This is a genomic window from Micromonospora sp. NPDC049089, from assembly GCF_040648775.1.
Taxonomy (GTDB): domain Bacteria; phylum Actinomycetota; class Actinomycetes; order Mycobacteriales; family Micromonosporaceae; genus Micromonospora.
On record NZ_JBEZEH010000371.1, the window covers coordinates 1 to 2827 of the forward strand.

Consider the following 2827-nt stretch of genomic DNA (forward strand, 5'->3'; position numbering starts at 1 on the left):
CGGCCACACCACCCTGGGTGCCCGGCCGGGTGTCCCCACCTTGGCCACCGCCACGGCGATCCACCACCGACTGGTCGGCGGGCGCGGTCAGTCCAGGTCGAACTCGCCGTCCTGCGCGCCGGCCACGAAGGCGTCCCACTCGGCCTGGGTGAAGACCAGCACCGGCCCGTTCGGCTCGGCCGAGTTGCGCATCCCGATCAGATCGTCGACGAAGGCGACCTCAACGGCGCTGTCGGAGGTGTCCCCCTCGGCCCGCTGCCAGACCGCCCGAGAGAGGTCGAAGTCGCCCTTGGGGTGCTGCGCCATTGTTCTTTCCTCCAGTGCCGAGGGTCGTGTGGTGACCGGGTGCCGATCCCCATCGGGCAGGATAAGCGGATGCCGAGCCTGACCCGTGTAGAGGCGACCGCGCGTGGCGCGGCGATTACTGTCGAGTCCTATCAGGTGGACCTCGACCTGACCGCTGGCGGCGACCTGTTCCGCTCCCGCGTCGAGATCCGGTTCCGGGCCACCGCCGGCGCCGCGACCTTCGTCGAGGTCAGGCCCGTCAAACTGCACGGTGTACGCCTCAACGACCGTGACCTGGACCCCGGCCTGCACACCGACAACCGGTTGCCGCTCGACGGGCTGGCCGAGAAGAACACGCTCGTCGTCGAGGCCGACATGGCGTACTCGAAGACGGGCGAGGGGATGCACCGCTTCGTCGACCCGGCCGACGGCGAGACGTACCTCTATGCCATGTCGTTCCTCGACAACGCGCAGCGCATCTTCGCCGCCTTCGACCAGCCCGACCTCAAGGCGCCGATCACCCTCTCGGTCACCGCGCCGTCGCAGTGGATCGTCGCGGGCAACGCCGAGCTGGCCGCCAACCCGGCCCCCGGGCATTGGGAGTTCGCCCCGAGCGAGCCCCTGGCCACGTACTTCTTCTCGCTGATCGCCGGGCCGTACCACGTCCGGCGGGCCGAGCACGACGGCGTGCCGCTGGGCATCTACTGCCGTCGGTCGCTCGCCGAGCACCTGGATGCCGACGCCGACGAGATCTTCGACGTCACCCGGCAGTGCCTGGACCGGTTCCACCAGCTCTTCACCGAGCGCTACCCGTTCGGCAAGTACGACCAGGCGTTCGTGCCCGAGTTCAACGCCGGGGCGATGGAGAATCCCGGCATCGTCACCTTCCGCGACGACTACGTGTTCCGTTCGGCGGTCACCGACACCGAGCGCGAGCAGCGGGCCACCACCATCGCCCACGAGATGGCGCACATGTGGTTCGGTGACCTGGTCACCATGCGCTGGTGGGACGACCTGTGGCTGAACGAGTCCTTCGCCGAATACCTCGGCACTCGGGTCACCGCCGAGGCGACCCGCTTCGACCAGGCCTGGACGACCTTCGCGATGCGGCGCAAGGCCTGGGGCTACGCCGCCGACCAGCGGCCCTCCACCCACCCGATCGCCCCGCCGGAGGTCGTCGATGCCGAGGCGGGCCTGCTCAACTTCGACGGCATCTCGTACGCCAAGGGCGCCAGCGTGCTGCGGCAGCTGGTCGCGTGGCTCGGCGACGAGGCTTTCCTCGCCGGCCTGAACGCGCACTTCGCCGCACACCGCTTCGGCAACGCCACCCTCGCCGACCTGCTGGCCAGCCTCTCCGCCAGCAGCGGGAGGGACCTGTCCGACTGGGCCGAGCTGTGGTTGCGCCGCCCGCAGGTCAACACGCTGCGTGCCGAGGTCGCCGTGGACGCGGACGGTCTCTACAGCGAGGTGGCAGTGGTGCAGACCGCGCCCGAGTCGTACCCGGTGCTGCGCCCACACCGGATCGGCGTGGGCCGCTACTCGTTGGACGGCAGCGCGCGGCGCGACGAGGTGGACATCGACCCGAACGCCGACGGGGGCCGTACCGTTCTCGGTGCGTTGACCGGCGAGCCGGCGGCCCGGTTGTTCCTGCTCAACGACGGTGACCTCACCTTCGCGAAAGTGCGCCTCGACCCGGCGTCGGCGGCCGTCGTCCCGCAGGTGCTGCCCGCTCTGACCGACCCGCTGGCCCGGGCGGTGCTCTGGCGCGAGGCACTGGACGCGACGATCGACGGCGAGCGGCCGGTCACCGGCCTGGTCGACCTGATGGCCGCCGCGCTGCCCGCCGAGACCGAGGTGATCATCGCGGAGGACGTCCTGACGCTGAGCCGGTTCCTGGTCGACCGCTACCTCGACCCGCTGACCCGCTCCGCGGCGCTGGCCAGGGTCGCGGGGACGTGCCAGCGGCTGCTCGACGGCGCACCGGCCGGGCAGTCGTTGCAGCTCGCCGCCGCACGGGGTTGGATCGCCGCGACCACCGACGCGGATCTGCTCGTCGGTTGGCTCGCCGGCCGGGATGTGCCAGCCGGTCTGAAGGTCGACGCGGAGCTGCGCTGGGCGGTGCTGCGCCGCCTGGTGGTGCTGGGCGCCGCCGGCGAGGCGGAGATCGCCATCGAGGCCGCCGCCGACAACAGCTCCACGGGCGCGGAACGGGCCGCCCACTGCCGGGCGGCGCTGCCCGACCCGGTGGTGAAGCAGGCGACCTGGGAGATCATCGTGCGGGACACCGCGCTGTCCGGTCGGCTGCTGGAGGCGATCGCCGAGGGGTTCTGGCAGCCCGAGCAGGCCGACCTGACCGCCGCGTACGTCGATCGGTACTTCGCGGAGATGCCGGCCGCCGCGCACCTGCGTACCCCCTGGACAGCCGACCGGGTGGCAGCCCTGGCGTTTCCCCGCTACGCCGTGGCGCAGCCCACCCGGGAGGCGGCCACGCTGTAGTGCCCCTCGGCGTCGACGCACTCGGGCACCCGCAACTCCAGGTTGT

At 71.5% G+C, this 2827-nt stretch carries 1 protein-coding gene and 1 pseudogene; one reads left to right on the forward strand and one right to left on the reverse strand.

Translation table 11 applies throughout. From position 1 onward, the window contains the following. Window positions 1-87: 87 nt before the first annotated feature. On the reverse strand, window positions 88-306 hold the full coding sequence (locus AB0B48_RS32805; RefSeq protein ID WP_124817462.1) for a DUF397 domain-containing protein: 219 nt from the start codon (window positions 304-306) through the stop codon (window positions 88-90). 69 nt (window positions 307-375) lie between these two features. Here AB0B48_RS32805 and pepN point away from each other — a divergent pair. Then, window positions 376-2766: pseudogene (gene pepN / locus AB0B48_RS32810) on the forward strand (aminopeptidase N); the annotation flags it as partial. Window positions 2767-2827 lie beyond the last annotated feature (61 nt).